At 48.5% G+C, this 15368-nt stretch carries 20 protein-coding genes; 10 read left to right on the top strand and 10 right to left on the bottom strand.

Going from position 1 to position 15368, the window contains the following annotated elements; all coding sequences use genetic code 11:
- Nucleotides 1-28 precede the first annotated feature (28 nt).
- A complete protein-coding gene (locus tag QVC96_RS01280; protein WP_238025752.1) occupies nt 29-976 on the top strand; it encodes a 3-hydroxyacyl-CoA dehydrogenase family protein in 948 nt (315 codons plus the stop codon).
- On the opposite strand, the gene QVC96_RS01285 is transcribed toward QVC96_RS01280, so the two are convergent.
- Entirely contained in the window at nt 977-1522 is a 546-nt protein-coding gene (locus tag QVC96_RS01285; RefSeq protein WP_238025750.1) for a cupin domain-containing protein, read from the bottom strand.
- A 42-nt stretch (nt 1523-1564) separates the two neighbouring features.
- On the opposite strand from QVC96_RS01285, the gene QVC96_RS01290 reads away from it, so the two are divergent.
- Nucleotides 1565-1756: a hypothetical protein gene (locus QVC96_RS01290; RefSeq protein WP_238025748.1), complete on the top strand. Its 192-nt coding sequence runs from the start codon at nt 1565-1567 to the stop codon at nt 1754-1756.
- A 14-nt stretch (nt 1757-1770) separates the two neighbouring features.
- Here QVC96_RS01290 and QVC96_RS01295 read toward each other — a convergent pair whose 3' ends face one another.
- A complete protein-coding gene (locus QVC96_RS01295) occupies nt 1771-2265 on the bottom strand; it encodes a hypothetical protein (RefSeq protein WP_238025746.1) in 495 nt (164 codons plus the stop codon).
- Nucleotides 2266-2371: 106 nt separating this feature from the next.
- Between QVC96_RS01295 and QVC96_RS01300 the strand changes: the two genes are divergently transcribed.
- Together QVC96_RS01300 and QVC96_RS01305 are read left to right on the top strand one after the other, a co-directional pair.
- Nucleotides 2372-2755, top strand: coding sequence for a hypothetical protein (locus QVC96_RS01300; RefSeq protein ID WP_238025744.1), 384 nt, complete (start codon nt 2372-2374; stop codon nt 2753-2755).
- Nucleotides 2756-2782: 27 nt separating this feature from the next.
- A complete protein-coding gene (locus QVC96_RS01305) occupies nt 2783-3271 on the top strand; it encodes an adenosine-specific kinase (protein ID WP_287690535.1) in 489 nt (162 codons plus the stop codon).
- Here the strand turns inward: QVC96_RS01305 and QVC96_RS01310 are convergent.
- A complete protein-coding gene (locus QVC96_RS01310) occupies nt 3173-3640 on the bottom strand; it encodes a DUF309 domain-containing protein (RefSeq protein ID WP_238025742.1) in 468 nt (155 codons plus the stop codon). The genes QVC96_RS01305 and QVC96_RS01310 overlap by 99 nt on opposite strands.
- A 33-nt stretch (nt 3641-3673) precedes the next feature.
- Between QVC96_RS01310 and amrS the strand changes: the two genes are divergently transcribed.
- Nucleotides 3674-4729 (top strand): AmmeMemoRadiSam system radical SAM enzyme, encoded by a 1056-nt coding sequence (amrS, locus tag QVC96_RS01315; protein WP_238025878.1) that lies wholly within the window; start codon nt 3674-3676, stop codon nt 4727-4729.
- 114 nt (nt 4730-4843) lie between these two features.
- On the opposite strand, the gene QVC96_RS01320 is transcribed toward amrS, so the two are convergent.
- Nucleotides 4844-5407 (bottom strand): hypothetical protein, encoded by a 564-nt coding sequence (locus QVC96_RS01320; protein WP_238025740.1) that lies wholly within the window; start codon nt 5405-5407, stop codon nt 4844-4846.
- A 71-nt stretch (nt 5408-5478) separates the two neighbouring features.
- On the opposite strand from QVC96_RS01320, the gene QVC96_RS01325 reads away from it, so the two are divergent.
- On the top strand, nt 5479-6258 hold the full coding sequence (locus QVC96_RS01325) for a 3-hydroxypropionyl-CoA dehydratase (protein WP_238025738.1): 780 nt from the start codon (nt 5479-5481) through the stop codon (nt 6256-6258).
- Between the two features lie 54 nt (nt 6259-6312).
- Here the strand turns inward: QVC96_RS01325 and cyoE are convergent, their stop codons facing one another.
- The 4 genes from cyoE to QVC96_RS01345 all read right to left on the bottom strand — a co-directional run bounded on the left by cyoE (nt 6313) and on the right by QVC96_RS01345 (nt 9214).
- Nucleotides 6313-7170, bottom strand: a complete 858-nt coding sequence (gene cyoE / locus QVC96_RS01330) for a heme o synthase (protein WP_238025736.1) — start codon at nt 7168-7170, stop codon at nt 6313-6315.
- Nucleotides 7171-7231: 61 nt separating this feature from the next.
- Complete coding sequence (locus QVC96_RS01335; RefSeq protein ID WP_238025877.1) at nt 7232-8170, bottom strand: homoserine dehydrogenase; 939 nt, start codon at nt 8168-8170, stop codon at nt 7232-7234.
- 1 nt (nt 8171) lies between these two features.
- Entirely contained in the window at nt 8172-8828 is a 657-nt protein-coding gene (locus tag QVC96_RS01340) for a B3/B4 domain-containing protein (protein WP_425598007.1), read from the bottom strand.
- The gene (locus tag QVC96_RS01345; RefSeq protein WP_287689728.1) at nt 8828-9214 is read right to left on the bottom strand and encodes a CopG family ribbon-helix-helix protein; all 387 of its coding nucleotides are present in this window, start codon (nt 9212-9214) and stop codon (nt 8828-8830) included. Before QVC96_RS01345 ends, QVC96_RS01340 begins: the two co-directional genes overlap by 1 nt.
- A gap of 26 nt (nt 9215-9240) precedes the next feature.
- Between QVC96_RS01345 and tldD the strand changes: the two genes are divergently transcribed.
- From tldD to QVC96_RS01365, 4 genes are all read left to right on the top strand, one after another.
- Nucleotides 9241-10584 carry a zinc metalloprotease TldD gene (gene tldD / locus QVC96_RS01350; RefSeq protein ID WP_287690536.1) on the top strand — a complete coding sequence of 448 codons (1344 nt, stop codon included), beginning with the start codon at nt 9241-9243 and terminating at the stop codon, nt 10582-10584.
- The gene (locus QVC96_RS01355; RefSeq protein ID WP_287689729.1) at nt 10577-11830 is read left to right on the top strand and encodes a TldD/PmbA family protein; all 1254 of its coding nucleotides are present in this window, start codon (nt 10577-10579) and stop codon (nt 11828-11830) included. The genes tldD and QVC96_RS01355 overlap by 8 nt, the downstream gene beginning before the upstream one ends.
- Nucleotides 11831-11904: 74 nt before the next feature.
- Nucleotides 11905-12330, top strand: coding sequence for a universal stress protein (locus QVC96_RS01360; protein WP_238025731.1), 426 nt, complete (start codon nt 11905-11907; stop codon nt 12328-12330).
- Between the two features lie 31 nt (nt 12331-12361).
- Entirely contained in the window at nt 12362-13594 is a 1233-nt protein-coding gene (locus tag QVC96_RS01365) for an NAD(P)/FAD-dependent oxidoreductase (protein ID WP_287689730.1), read from the top strand.
- Here QVC96_RS01365 and QVC96_RS01370 read toward each other — a convergent pair.
- Nucleotides 13574-14257: a biotin--[acetyl-CoA-carboxylase] ligase gene (locus QVC96_RS01370; RefSeq protein ID WP_238025729.1), complete on the bottom strand. Its 684-nt coding sequence runs from the start codon at nt 14255-14257 to the stop codon at nt 13574-13576. The genes QVC96_RS01365 and QVC96_RS01370 overlap by 21 nt on opposite strands.
- Nucleotides 14244-15296 (bottom strand): L-threonylcarbamoyladenylate synthase, encoded by a 1053-nt coding sequence (locus QVC96_RS01375; RefSeq protein ID WP_287689731.1) that lies wholly within the window; start codon nt 15294-15296, stop codon nt 14244-14246. Before QVC96_RS01375 ends, QVC96_RS01370 begins: the two co-directional genes overlap by 14 nt.
- Nucleotides 15297-15368 lie beyond the last annotated feature (72 nt).

Raw genomic sequence — 15368 nt, forward strand, 5'->3', positions numbered from 1 at the left:
TTAAATTACTTATACAATATAAGCACCCATGACAGAAAAGATATCCGTCGTTGGGGCAGGAGTTATTGGTGTGGGTTGGGCAACCCTTTTTGCGTCCAAGGGATATAACGTCTCATTATACACGGAGAAAAGGGAGACCCTAGATAAGGGTATGGAGAAGCTAAGGAATTACGTCCAGGTAATGAAGAATAACTCTCAGATAGCAGAGGACGTGAACACAGTGATCTCCAGGGTTACTCCCACGGTTAACCTGGATGAGGCAGTGAGAGGGTCCAGCTTTGTTATAGAGGCTGTAATAGAGGATTATGACGCAAAAAAGAAGATCTTTGGTTACTTGGATAGTATTCTCGATAAAGATGTTATACTAGCCAGCAGCACCTCAGGTCTACTCATAACTGAAGTCCAGAAGGCCATGTCTAGGTATCCTGAAAGGGCGGTGATAGCACATCCCTGGAATCCACCCCATCTCTTACCTCTGGTTGAGGTGGTGCCTGGCGAGAAGACGAGTAAGGAGGTGGTGGAGAGGACTAAGGCGCTCATGGAGAAACTGGACAGAATTGTGGTCGTCCTCAAGAAAGAGATCCCAGGTTTCATAGGAAATAGACTGGCCTTCGCTCTCTTCCGAGAGGCTGTCTACCTTGTGGATGAGGGAGTTGCAACGGTTGAGGACATAGACAAGGTCATGACTGCGGCCATTGGACTGAGGTGGGCATTCATGGGGCCATTTCTAACTTACCATCTGGGAGGAGGAGAGGGAGGCCTAGAGTACTTCTTCAATAGGGGTTTCGGATACGGTGCCAACGAATGGATGCACACCCTGGCGAAGTACGATAAGTTCCCCTACACTGGAGTTGTGAAGGCAGTACAACAGATGAAGGATTACTCCTTCATAAAGGGTAAGACCTTTCAGGAGATCTCCAAGTGGAGGGATGAAAAGCTCCTGAAGGTATACAAGCTGGTTTGGGAACAAAAATAATTATTCCTTTTCTTTAAATTCTAGAATACCCATGTTCTCCAGGAGACCAGAATCGGTTACGTCAAAGAGTATGGCCTCTGTCTCACCCGTGTTTGTGTGACTATGCACTGCATTCGCGGGAACCACGAACACGTCTCCCTCATTCCAGTGGTATATCTCACCATCGATTTCGGAGTAACCCTTTCCCTTAACCACCAGGTAGATTGAGGCCATGTTATGGGAGTGAGGTTTGGTGCTGACCCCTGGCTTAATATACTGAAAACCTGCCATCATGTTGGGAGTTAGGCCCCTTGACCTTCCGGTACTGGGTGAATAAAACATTACCTTGGCTACGCCGGGTTCCACCTGGCCTCTCTCAGCCAACCTCTCTAGAAGGGATAGGGTGGGACCGAACCTTATTACCTTGGGCCTCACCTTGGGTGCCGGTTCCGTGTTCTCCATGAAGACGACTACCTTTAAATCGTCTCCCTCTATCTCCTTCACTATGTCACTTACATCCCTTTTCAGTTCAGACTGGAGATCCTTCCTGACTAGAAGTTTTGACATTGGATTTAAAGAGTATAAACAGTATTAAAAAGGTGACTTAGAATGAAGAAGGATTGCATTATAAAATCTGGATATGAAACCTGCGTGGAAATCTGCGGAAGGCTAATATGTGACGAGATTACTGTGAAAGAATATTCCGAGATATGCGAGAAATGCAATAACGGCGACAGGAGGGCCTGTCTGACCCTCTATTCTAGGTATGGTTGCTGGAGCTCCTCAGGGTGGTGGTTATGATTTGAATGTAAACCTCATTTACCAAGAAAGAAGGAGATCAATAACATCACAGCTCCTCCTAACGCAATGACTAGCCCTGATCTTATCTTTTCCTTGAGGGACCCCTCATAGGCCAACCCCAGGAGGAATAGTTCCCCCAGGGACACCACGACCCCATAAACCACCGTTTTTGTTACCAACGTCACAACGAGGGAAAGAAGACCCAGAAAAGGAGACAGTCCATGGGATAGCACAGAAAGCACGATGGTTATTTTCATTCCGTAATCATACGTAGACCCCTTTAGGCTCCTCATCATCTGTCTTTCCAGCCTCTCGAACTCCAGTTTCCTCTCCTTTACCTCCACGATGAGGGAATTCCACGCCGAGGAGATGGCAACTGCTATCACTCCAGATATCACGGTTAGCTCTATCACCCCGGTGGAGGCCTTTGCCAGGGTTGATGAGACCAGAATACCCAGTGATAGTAGGACCCCATCAAACGCTCCCAGGATAAGATAGCGCCTCAACATGGGCCTCTCATTGCGAAGAGAATACCTTAAACCATCCAAGAATCGGTCAAACACGTTAGTATCTATTGATTCAACTTAAATATTAGTCTTCTCTACTCCCATAACCATGAACAAAAGAGTACTATTAGCGTTAGCCTTTGTGGTCCTCATCCTGACGGTTGCCGGAGTGGTTGCCGCTTCCTCTTACAAGACCAGACTGACAATAACATCCCAGGGTTCAAGTTCCAGTGGGGAGTATACCCTTCAAGTGAAGGTTATCATGAATTATGGTCCATTTGGCGGAGAGCAACCGCTGAGCGACGCAGTTGTTCAGGTGACAGGGCAGAATGGAAGCTTCTACAGGAACTTCACACTCTCCAATGGCGTGGCCACTTTCACCCTACCAGAGGGGATATACACGGTGAATGTTGCCAGCCTGCATTACACTTTCAAGGTTGATCTGACCCAGAACGAGCTGGCCACCTTGACTTATGCGTATCTAGTAAGCTAAATTTTAATACGTTTATTTTCAAGTTCAATTATGATTAAGCTAGATGTAGTTAAGATAGATATCCCAGAGGGAACGAATGTAATTATCGGGCATTCCCACTTCATAAAAACAGTGGAAGACCTTTTCGAGACGCTAGCCTCATCCTCGCCAAGCTTGAAGTTCGGTATTGCCTTCAGCGAAGCCAGCGGGAAGAGGCTGATTAGATACGACGGGAACGACGAGGAGTTAATAAAGCTGGCCATAGAGAACTGCAAGAGAATATCTGCAGGCCACACATTCGTAATTTACATCAGGAACGGATATCCCATTAATGTCCTGAACAGGATCAAGGCGGTAGAGGAAGTGGTAAGGATACATGCAGCTACCGCGAATCCGCTCCAGGTTATAGTTGGAGAGACGGAACAGGGAAGGGGTGTACTAGGAGTTATCGACGGCATGACTCCCCTTGGAGTTGAGTCCGAGTCTGACATAAAGGAGAGGAAGGAGATCCTGAGGAAGTTCGGATATAAGAGATAGGGCCCTCTCCATCAATTCGTCAGAGACCTTCCTGTTCTTTCTGTATTTTATCATGGATGCACACATAAGGATGAGGGCCTGAAGGTATCTTTTTTCCGGGCCATCAACCTTCCTCCATGTCTCTTCCAGAAGTTCGTGAGCCTCCCAGAATCTGCAGTCATTGAGGAGATCCCAGAGCTCCACCTTGATCTCCCCTACCTTCACGAAGAAGAGGGGCTGACCCAGGTCCCTCACCGCCTCATCGAGATTACCCAGCACGTCTACCTCCCTGTACTTACAATCCCTGATCTCTACGACCCTATAGCCTTGTCCTTCCCTCCCCTGTACGGGGGATTCGGCGGGGTAGAATAGAATGTACCTTTCCACCATGTTTTTATTTTCTGAAGTGAAGTAATTAGTTTGATGCAGAAGGAAGCCACGCTATACACCAAGGTAGACAATAGGATAAGGTGTGACGCATGCGCCAGGAAATGTCTCATTGGTGAAGGACAAATAGGTTTCTGCGGAGTCAGGTCAGTCTCCAACGGCAAACTTTACCTGAACGTCTACGGAAAGGTTGCAGCGGCTCATATTGACCCCATAGAGAAGAAACCCTTGGTTCACTTCTATCCCGGCTCCAGGGTTCTATCCTTCTCCACATTTGGATGCAATTGGATGTGTATGTACTGCCAGAACTACGATATAAGTCAGAGGAGAGTCGTGGATGGAGCTGATTTAATGCCCGAGGACATTGTGGATATGGCAAGGGCGTATGAGGTTGAGGGGATAACCTATACATATAATGAGCCGGCAATATTTGCTGAGTTCGCCCATGACACTGGGGTGCTTGCCAGAAGGTATGGATTGCTTAACACCATGGTCACCAACGGATACTGGAGCGAGGAGCTTGTGGAATACGTTAAGGACTTTCTGGACGCGGTTACTGTTGATTTCAAGGGTAATGGGGAGCCAAAGTTTATGAGAAGGTATACTGGCGCCTCCGGTCCTGATCCCATTTTTCAGACCATATCGGAGCTGATTCGCAGGAGGATTCATGTGGAGATTACAGATCTAATCATCCCTGAGATAGGGGATAGCCTAGAGTACGCAAGGGGATTTCTTAAGAGGCTATACGACATCGTGGGACCTGACGTGCCGATACATTTCCTTAGGTTCCACCCGGACTACAAGCTGAACAACCTTCCCTTGACTCCTGTAGAGACCCTTGAGGCGCACTACAAGATTGCCAAAGAAGTGGGATTTAGATTCGCATATGTTGGGAACGTACCTGGCCATCCTCTAGAAAACACATACTGCCCCCAGTGCGGTAATGTGGCCATAAGGCGGTACGGCTTTAGAATACTGGAGTGGAATTTGACGGAGGACATGAGATGTGTGCGATGCGGTTACAAACTTCCAATAGAGGGTAAAAGATCCAAACATTATCGCGAGGACAGATTTGAATCAATTTATATTTGACTTTTTGCTATACAGTGACGGAACCCCCATCATAAGTGATAGAAACTCCTCTCAGTAAACTCCTCTCCGTATAGAACATAGCACCAGCCCTGGAAAAGGGAATAAAATAGAACATCAGTATGAAATTGAGAGCTTCATATCGGCAGTATCGTTATTGGATATTATTACCTCCACTATGATGTCGCCACATCTCCTCCTCATAGTTATTTTGTTTTCTGAAAGGGATACCTTGAGGTTGGAACAGTTATTGAGGGATTTTAGCTTGAAGTTATAGTAAGGATTTCTCACTCTTCTAATAGCCTTGCTCACCACTCTCTCAAAAAGCGAGTTGGGATCTATAACCTGGTCACTCAACAGCGGAACCTTAAGCTTAACCTCTATGTAGTACTCGTTCACGTTAATTTCCATGGAGTCAAACTTCTTTGAGAAAGCGTAGGCGAAAAGCAGTGGAGAAACCAAGGAGTAGATAGTTGCTATCAGCAGGAAATGTTTCATGTACTCAAAGGTGAAAAGTACGGTTGAGGCGAAGGAGAGAGGGGTTATGTAGAGTAGGTACGGAAGAGAGTTCCAAAAGTCCCTCATTCTCCTCGCTACGAGTAAGGTTGAGACCGCAGGACCTGCCCACGGAATTATTACGGAAAAAGACTGCAGTAACGTACCCCTCTCGTAACTGACCATATTAGATATTACTTAACTCGGGAATTAAAGCATTAATACTACTCCATTTAATAACTCTACTCGTATCAACCATGGAATTTGAAACAATAGAAACTAAAAAAGAAGGAAACTTGTTCTGGATTACATTAAACAGGCCCGATAAACTGAACGCCCTCAACGCTAAATTGCTTGAGGAGTTGCATAGAGCGGTTTCTGAAGCGGAGTCCGACCCTGATACAAGGGTAATAATCATCACAGGCAAGGGTAAAGCTTTCTGTGCAGGAGCTGACATAACTCAGTTTAACCAGTTAACTCCTGCCGACGCCTGGAAGTTCTCGAAAAAGGGGAGGGAGATCATGGACAAAATAGAGGCTTTGAGCAAACCCACGATAGCTATGATCAATGGATATGCCCTTGGAGGTGGATTGGAACTGGCCCTGGCCTGTGACATCAGGATTGCTGCGGAGGAGGCACAGCTTGGTCTTCCTGAGATAAACCTCGGAATCTATCCAGGATATGGAGGTACTCAGAGACTTACTAGGGTAGTGGGAAAGGGAAGGGCACTGGAGATGATGATGACGGGTGATCGTATACCTAGCAGAGATGCGGAGAGATATGGACTGGTGAACAGGGTTGTTCCCCTTGCTAACCTGGAGCAAGAGACAAGGAAGTTGGCCGAAAAAATAGCCAAGAAGTCCCCCATATCTCTGGCACTAATCAAGGAGGTGGTAAATAAGGGACTTGACTCTCCCCTACCCTCAGGTTTAGCACTGGAAAGCGTAGGATGGGGTGTTGTGTTCTCCACAGAGGACAAGAAAGAGGGAGTCAACGCGTTCTTGGAGAAGAGGGAACCAACATTCAAGGGAAAGTGAACAAAGGTATCTTGTGGCAGATTTAAGCACTAAACAACAAGTTAGCCTTGCTTTTTAGATCAACCTGGTAATTATGATCAAAATCAGCAGAATGGCCAGATAAGGCGAGGAGAACTTAAATGACCTCCACGCCTCCTCCCCGGTTGGATTTCTCATCAACCTTACACTGAAGTACATCTGTATGGCAGAGAGGATTAACGCAACTATCCCGTAGACCAGGCCTGCGTAGAGATAAAGGGCCAGGGCAAAGGGTATCATAAGTGCATTGGAGAGAGCTATCATCTTCGCGGAGAAGTTCTCAGACATTATCACAGGCAACATGGGTATCCCAGCCCGGGAATAGTCCTCCTTGAACTTCAGGGCTAGAGCCCAGAAGTGACCGGGAGTCCACATGAAAATCAGGAGGCCAAGAAGTAGGGAAGATATAGTGAAAGAAGACGTTGTGGATGCGTAACCTGCCCAAGCAGCTGCGCTCCCTGCTAGTCCACCTATTACTATGTTCAGTGGACTTCTTGGTTTTAGCCAGACAGTGTAAACCAGAACGTAAACCAGACCTCCAAGAAGAATGAAGAACGAGGTAAGAGGGTTATCCAAGAGTCCCATCAGTGTACCTAGGGCTAGAAGGGCAACTCCCACATAGATAGCCTCCTTCTGTGAAACGTAGCCCATGACTGTAGGTCTCTTGGAGGTCCTCTTCATAACCTTATCCTTGTCTATCTCTACTCCCTCGTTAATTATCATGGATCCAGCCGAAGCAAATGTTCCCCCTACCAACACTGCTAGGATGTTCAAGGGCATAAGCTTGCCTGAAAGAAATGCACCTGAGAGGGCAGCTAAATCCAGCAACCAAATAATCCTTGGCTTGCTCAGCTTAGCGTAATATATCAGCCTGGCTGAAATGGAAGTAGCCAACTTAATCCCGTTTTTTATTGTAGTATTCGCCACTTATAAATGTAAATCTAGAATGTTGGAATCAAATCAACCCCCTGCTCATGAGTACCATATCAGAGAACACCCCAAAGGCTGCGTTCTGTGGACCGGCACCTGGCCCTGTGATAACCACTTCCTGGATATCGGAGTGAATGTCCAGCGTATTGGTCACCCCATCAACGTGATATAGTGGATCCTCAGGTGAAACCTCCGTCAAGCTGACCCTGCTGGTTTTACCCTCAGAGACGGCAACCAGCTTAAGCTTCCTCGATCTACGTTTAGCTTCCTCTATCCTTGAAGGGGTTACGTTAACTATTCCGGAGAAGTCCACATCCTTGATGGAGATATTTCTGTTCATTGCAAAATTGGTCAGGATGGTGAGCTTTGCGGCTGCATCAAACCCGTTAACGTCATGCTCCGGGTTTGCCTCGGCATATCCCTTTTCCTGTGCTTCCCTTAGGGCTTGAGAGTAATCCAGCCCCTGATCCATGCGCGTGAGGATGTAGTTTGTGGTCCCATTCAGGATCCCCCTTATCTTCAAGATGGTGGACCCTTGCAACAGGCGAATAAGGTTTATTGAGGGTGTCCCGCTCATAACCGTTGCCTGAAACCCTATGGAGGCTCCATGCTTTCTGGCCTGGTTCATGATATCTCCATATTTCAAGGCTAGTGGAGCCTTGTTCGCCGTTATCACTGAGGTCCCCCGTGAAAGAGCCTCCATGTAAAGAGATACTGAGGGTTCCCCAGTTTCGTAATTAGCTGAGCTCACATCCACCACCAAGTCTGGATTCACAAGATTCAACGCATCCAGGGGCGTTCCTTCCCTTGTCTTCCTGAATTCCTCTGAGTCTCCCAGCATGATACCTCTCCTTGTGACAACTCCCTCTATAGTCACGTTTAACCCCAGCGAGGGCGCTCTCTCCTTGATCATCCTTCTGAGTGCCTTGCCCACATTTCCATATCCCAGAAGGAGAACCTTCAAGCTACTGGACTTCATGGGCAATCTTACCACCTATCTTACTTAATAGCTTAGCAGTGAGCCTCACTGCTTCTTCCACCAGTGATGGATCTATTCCCGCTACGCCTGCACCCACGATCAGGACATCCCTAGTGGACATGTCCACACTGGTGAGAACTGAGTCCCTGTGGGGAAAGATATGCATAACCTTGCCTTCACCATCAACCATGATGGGGATAGCAGGGGGTAAGATCTCCACCTTGTTTCCTATCCCCTCAAACTTCTCCCCGCCCGAACTGAGCACCAGCATGGGTTCGCCCTTCATCTTATTCATATCGTATATGCCTATGGAAATGAGGGTCTCTGCACTTACCACGTTTCCCGCATCCACTATGTCGTTGATCCTGGGGAGCTTCCCGGTTCTAACCACTCTTCTCCTCAGCGCCTCACCGCTGGGCCTGGTCTTAGTGGGGTCAATACCCAGCTTCCAGTAAAAATCGCGGTACGCCCTTATCACAGGTATTTCCTTGAGCGATTCAGGGTTATCGGACCTGTACCTGCTTTCCACTGACGAGAGTTCGCCCTCAAACCTTCCCTGACCGTTGATGATATCCAGGACTTCAGTGTGCTTGAGGAAGATACCCATGGATGCGCATTTCTCCTGGACTGTGATCCTCACGATCACACCTCAAGGGATATGAGGAGTTTAGCCTTTTTCACCTTACCAATGGCGCTGAGCCTTCTTGCCAGGTTCTCAAGCTCGTATCTCTTCCCCTTCACCGCTATTGCCTCCATGCATAGCCTCTCGTTAACGTGAACATGTAAGGTTGAGATAATTGTGGCCTCATACTGATGCTCCACGGAAGTTATCTCCTCACTGCCGTCCTCCTCGTATACCAGGTTAAGGATACCGAAAACCTCCTCGTCCTTGCCCGTGAACTCTGCCAGGTACTCCGAGACTGCCATCTGGATTAATCTAGACCTGCTAACTCCCTCACTCTCGGCCCTCATCTGGAGCCTCCTCAGGGTCTCCTTATCCAGGGCCACGCTAATCTTTTCAACGTTCATGAATCAAATTTAGGGAGGAGGTTTATATCTTGCATGAACTTTTGAAGAGGAGTGAGGACCTTGGGGCCACCTTTTCAGACCTCAGGCTTTACGACGTGGATGAGCTGAGCCTTTTCGCCAGTGAAACCATGAGGCAGGTCACTTCCATGGGCAAGGATAAGGGTGGTTCCCTCAGGGTGCTGGTGTCAGGTAACTGGGGTTACGCTCACTTCACCAAGCTGAACCAAGACATTGTCAGGACTGCCGTTGAATCCGCATATGGAGATGAGAGGGTTAACATTGTGTTGCTTCCGCCCCTTCACGACAGGGTTGAGATAAGGACTAAGAAACCTGTAACCAAATCACCAGAGGAGATAATGAACGATATGATCAGGTTGAGGGATGATATAATGAGGGCTGATCCCAGAATAAGAAGCGTAAATGTGAGGTTTACCAACTCAAGGATACACAAGGAATACTTCAGTTCTGAGGACAGGGAGATAACTCTTGACTACGAGTTGAGCAACATCTCCGTTAGGGCGATAGCAAGGGAGGGAGACGTTGTGGCCTCCGCCAGCACATCGATGGCTACCTACCTGGGTTACCCGCTGGAGGTCTTTGACCCCAACGAGATAGTGGAGACAATCAAGAGGAGAATTGGAAATCAGCTCAGGGGTAAGGTTCCAAAGGGAGGTGACTCAGATGTTGTGCTGGCCCCAGATGTGGTTGGGGTATTCTCCCATGAAGCCCTAGGGCATCTCTCTGAGGCCGATTTAGCCATCAACGGTATCCTGGGGAACTTGAGAGGGAAGAGGATAGCGGAGGATTTCGTTACAGTGGTGGACTCGGGTAGATCGGATTATCCCATGGCTCACGGCATCGTGCCCTATGACGATGAGGGAGTGGAATCGCGGGACGTGAAGATAGTGGACAGGGGAGTTGTATCAGAATTCCTGGTGGACAGATACTACTCTGCCTATCTGGGAGAGAGACCCACGGGTAACGCCAGGGCAGAGGACTTCAGGAGCCCCATGCTCATCAGGATGAGGAACACCTACATGATGCCAGGGGATTGGAGTAAGGAGGAATTAATACGTGAAATCAAGGATGGGTATCTCCTGGTGTCTCCACTTGGAGGGCAAACCAGCCCCGATGGGACATTTCAGTTCGGAATTCAGGAAGGCTACAGGATAGTGAAGGGGGAAGTTACGGAACCTCTCAGGAACGTTGGTATCTCTGGCTACACCCTTGAGACCCTGGGAAGGATAAGCGGCGTCTCCAAGGACTTTGGGATGTGGCCAGGGTACTGCGGAAAGGGAGGACAGAGCGTCCCAGTGGGTACGGGAGGTCCTTACATCAAGGTCAGGGTTAAGGTGGGAGGAAATGAGTGATCCCTTCTCCTTGGTTAACAGGGCAAAGAACCTAGGTTACGCGTGCGAGATATATTACGTGGAAAGATGGGAGTATAGCCTGGCTAAGGAGAAGCAGTACCAATCCAGTAATCTGAAAGAGATGGGTTACGGTGTCAGGATTTTCAAGGATGGAAGGGTTGGTTTCGCGTTCAGCACAGACCTGACTGACGAAGTTCTGGATAGGGCCATCTCCGTGCTCAGGGTCTCAGAGAGAGATCCGAACAATGAGATACCTCCGGCCAGCAAACCGTCATTGCTGTCCCTGGATCGCGGGGAGGATTTGGTTGAACCCTCCAAGGAGACCTTAAAGCCATTGGAGGACCTGCAGGAAAAGGTCAATGTTGTGGGACTCTACGCCTCTGCAACGAGGGTGAAGGTGGGTGTTGTTAATACGGAAGGTCTGGACGTGAGTGAGATTAGATCCTCGGTCCATGCTGGGGTAACAGCCAACTACAAGGACCAGGCCATTGTCACCCCTGAGATTTACGAGTCGAGATCGGGTAGATCTTTCAAGGAGATCCAGATAGACGAACTCAAGGAGAGTGTCGTGGAGAAGGTAAGCGTCACGAAGAGCAGAATCAAGCTTGAGACTAAACCCAGCAGGATTGTTCTGAACACCAAGGCTATCTCCGAGTTACTCTATCCGCTCCTCTCCTACTCCGTGAATGGGGAGAACGTGTACAGGAAAAGATCTCCACTGGATTTAGGACAGGTTTATGGAATGATAACCGTAGTGGACAATCCAAGGAATGAGAAGTCGGAACTAAGCAGATCATTTGATGGAGAGGGTCAGGCCACTTCAGAGAGGACCCTTATTGGGAAGGGCGTCTTTCAGGGAGTTCTAACGAACTGGTACTGGTCAAGGAAGATGAGAGTTCCCAATTCTGCCTCTGCAGTTAGATCTTACATGTCAACTCCCAGTGTGGGCCCATCTCTCATGCAGATATTCTGCGATGAAAAACAGGAACTGGAGGAAAATGACTTGGTAGTGGACCAAGTCCAGGGAGTCCACACCAGTAACTGGGATACTGGAGAGTTCGGAGTTGTGGTTCCAGTTGCGTGGGTTGTGAGAAAGGGAGAGAAAGTGGGAGTCAGGGAGGTTGTGCTATCAGGTGACTTAAAGACTCTACTGAGGGGAGTCAAGGGAGAGGTAGGCTCCCGTAAGCGCGTATGGGCAATTGAGTCTCCTGATCTGGCCGTAGAGGGACTTACCATTGTCTCTTAACAGTGTTAATAAGTGCGTAGGAACCGAAAATCGCGAAGATTTAAAAGATTCCTTTCCTATTTTTGGCTGAGAATATGTTTAAACATATTTTAGTTGCGTTTGACGGGTCCGAGAACGCCAAGAGAGCTCTAAATGTGGCAATAGACCTCTCAAAGAAGTATGAGGCCAAGCTGGATGTTGTGGAAGTGGTGGACACTTCGGTGCTTCTGGGCGCGGGAATAGGTCCAGTGCCGCCTGATGTAATTGAGTCCCTCTACAACAAGGCTAAAGCTGACATTGAAACCGCAAAGAAGATGGCAGATCAGGCCGGTGTAAAGGCTGAGGGCGTGATAGTGGAGGGAGACCCGGCAACGGCCATCATGGATTACGCCTCCAAGAACGGAGTGGATCTCATAGTGACTGGGAGCAGGGGATTATCCACAATAAAGAGGATGTTCCTAGGTAGTGTTTCATCTAGAATTATTCACGAGGCCAAGATGCCCGTCCTCGTGGTAAAGTAAACCTTTATTCCTGTTTTTATTCAGATCTAGCATGAAACTAACTGTAGTTGGTTCTGGACCTGCAGGCCTTTATTCCGCATTGACAGCCTCTGAACAGGGGGCTAAGGTTACACTGGTGGACAGGTCAGAAAGGCTTGGCGGTACATGTGTTTTATTCGGCTGTATACCCTCTAAGGCGATGATGTCGCCCCTCTTCCTGAGTTACGCTGCCCGAAAATATGGTAAATCGGTGGAATTCTCATACTCCGAACTTGAGGACCTCGCTAGGTCTGTAGTCCAGCGGGTTAGCAAGGGTGTAGAGTACATGTTGGAGTCCGCTGGGGTGGAGGTTGTTAGGGGAGAGGCCGAACTGCACTCTGGAAAGGTACAGGTAGGCGGACAATCCCTTGAGTCGGATGCTGTAGTGGTGGCAACTGGGACGGAGAAACCTAATATTCCGGGTACTATAGCATCAGACGACCTTCACTTTCTGGACAGGGGCTTTAACTCCGTTCTCCTGATAGGCGGTGGAGTAGGTGGTGTGGAATACGGGTGGTTACTCCACCTGGCTGGGAAGAAGGTAACCATAGTGGAGAGGGAGGATCAACTTCTTCCGGGCCACGATAGGGATCTCAGGGTCAGCGTGACCTCCCATTTCAAAAGGCTGGGGATAGACGTCAGGACTAACTCCACGGCAGAAATCTCAGAAAGGGTGAAAATAAACGGACAACCAGGAGATTTTGACCTCGTGGTATTTACCTTTGGCCGTAAACCTGCAGTAAAGGGTTTCGAAGACCTAGTTGGTAACAAGTGGATAAGCGTGAACGAATACATGGAAACCAAGGTTAATAGGGTCTATGCGGCGGGAGATGTTACTGGAACGTTCACAGCCCATGAGGCAATTCACAAGGGAATAGTTGCGGGCCTTAACGCCACCGGGTTAAGAAGGAGATATAGGGGCGATGCTGTGCCCAAGGTCCTTTACACCCACCCTGAAATAGCCTACGTCGGAGCAACTGAAGGAAAATGCGTTAAACTTTCGATGACGGAAGTGGTAAGGGCAGTTGCTGAGAAATCAACCGAGGGTTTCATCAAGGTCTGCGTGAATGAGGATGGAACATTAAGGGGCGGAGTGGCCTTCAGTGAAAGAGCTGAGGACATAATTTCCATGCTAGCCCTTCTCATGCAACTCCACGTCAATGTACAGGACGCCAGGGAACTGATGGTACCCCATCCGTCATACCTGGAGGGTTTATGGGAGGCACTACGGCGTCTCAAGCCTTAGAACCTCTTCCACCTCAAAAATTCCACATTCGGTAACCAGTCTTCCCAATTTGTCCACGAAGAGAGCCGTGCATCTCTTTTCCCAATCCTTTCCCTTCAGGATAACTTCCCTTTCTGCTATTGATAGATTCTCATTGAGCTCAGCAACAATCCTGTCCGTATCCCTGACCATATACCCCCCTATCTTGTCAAGTATCTGTTCAAGGAGGGAGTCATTATCGACTTCATGTCCCAGCTCCAGTTTGAGTGAAGTGGCAACTATCCCCTGAGGAAATGAGGTTACGTTCGTGTTCACCCCAAAACCAATGAAACCTGTGCCCCTTTCTCCCATGGTGATAGCCTCCAGCAGAACACCAGATACCTTCTTGTCATTTATCACAATGTCATTGGGCCACCTTATCTTGGCATTAACATACCTTGAGAGGACATTCCTGATCGAGAGCGCCACCTTCAGGGTGGAGATCCCAATTTCCTCTACGTTAAAGTTCTTGATGACATAAGTCACCCACAATCCACCTCTAGGGGAATACCACTCCCTTCCATATCTTCCCCTGGCCTTTGTCTGTTCCTGAGCAACAACTACGAAATCCCCATCCACCATTTCGCTTACTGCTTCAGCGAAGTCCTGTGTGGACGTGACCCTTTCAAGCCTAATTACCTGCAATTTGCCTGGCCTCCTCAACTGAGTGTATTATTATGTGAGCTGAGGCCTTCTTTGCCCTGTTCATTATGGCAAGTCCTATTCCCTTCTCAGGAAAGGGTTCCATAACGCCCATCTCCACGTCTATGGAATCAAGTTCCCTGAAGGACTTAAACAGATTCTTGGCCACAGTGTATAGATTTTCACTGGTCCCCAGGATTATCTTTGGCTCCTCTACATCCTCACAGGTTTCCTGGGAACAGAGAGCTGCTACCCTCTTTCTCTGTCTCAGTGTTTTAACCACTTCCTTGAAGATGGACTTCTTCTCCACCAAGTAAAGGGGCTTACTGGGCGCATAATGCTTGTACTTCATTCCTGGGGCCAAGGCCACGCTAAATTGTCCCCCCTCGGTAACTTCCCTTGGAACCACAATCTCACCCAGCAGGGAGTTAAGCTCTTCCACCGTGAACGGACCAGGTCTAAGAAGAACTGGAGGAGATACAGTGAGGTTTATGATCGTAGACTCTACCCCGAAAAAGGTCTCTCCGCCATCAATTACCACGTCCACCGAACCGTCTAAGTCCTGAATAACGTGCTCCGCAAGGGTCGGGCTTGGCTTAGTGGCCAGATTAGCACTGGGTGCGGCAATAGGTACCCCGCTTTCCCTAATTAGCTGAAGCGCAATTGGATGAGCTGGCATTCTCACCGCCACAGTGTCAAGTCCGCCAGTCGTTTCAAGGGGAACCTTGGGGTTTCTCTTGAGTATGAAGGTTAGCGGACCAGGCCAGACTCTCTGCGCAAAATCCAGGACCTCAGGTGGAACTTCCACGCTCACCTCCTCCAGTTGATTGAGGTCAGCTATATGCACTATGAGAGGATTATCCATGGGTCTTCTCTTAGCCTTAAAGACCTTCTCTGCGGCCTTTGGATCGAACGCATTACCGCCCAGTCCGTATACGGTCTCTGTGGGGAAGGCAACTAGACCGCCAGACTTGATCACTTCAGCGGCCTTCCTGATGAGGTCTATTTCCGGATTGAGAGGATCAACCTTCAGCACAATCATTTAGGCTTTTATGGATAATCTCTGTTTTATGTTTGAGTGATGAGGAACCTCCGAGGCTAATTGATGGCATAG

This window comes from Metallosphaera javensis (ex Sakai et al. 2022) (assembly GCA_021654415.1).
GTDB classification, from domain to species: domain Archaea; phylum Thermoproteota; class Thermoprotei_A; order Sulfolobales; family Sulfolobaceae; genus Metallosphaera; species Metallosphaera javensis.